Below are 289 nucleotides of genomic sequence, written 5' to 3'. Positions count from 1 at the left end.
CCAAATGCCTCCATTTCAAGAGAAATAATGTCTTCAATCTAGAAGCCAAACGGATGGCCAAGGGCCTGCGTGCTTCGTTAGGGACGCGCAATTAACGCAATTAAGAAGTGTCGCCCACCGTTGCACTCGAACTGGTCGCACAGCAGTTGGGTTATAAGGGCTGGAAGGTAGCATCAGCGATGCTTCCGGATAAAGATCCTGACCCCGCTGTTACATTTGACAAATCGACTCCCGTATTGCGAATTTTTGACGAAACTAAGGCCCGCGAGTTATATGTTGATTTTCTGGG

At 48.4% G+C, this 289-nt stretch carries 1 protein-coding gene; it reads left to right on the top strand.

Annotation, left to right across the window (positions count from 1 at the left end):
• Nucleotides 1-107: 107 nt before the first annotated feature.
• Nucleotides 108-289 (top strand): glyoxalase superfamily protein (locus tag KMS84_RS39965; RefSeq protein WP_256921560.1); only part of this gene is annotated, 182 nt, incomplete at its 3' end.

Source organism: Streptomyces hilarionis, from assembly GCF_024539675.1.
Taxonomy (GTDB): Bacteria; Actinomycetota; Actinomycetes; order Streptomycetales; family Streptomycetaceae; genus Streptomyces; species Streptomyces hilarionis.
This window is presented reverse-complemented; position numbering and strand designations above follow the sequence as displayed.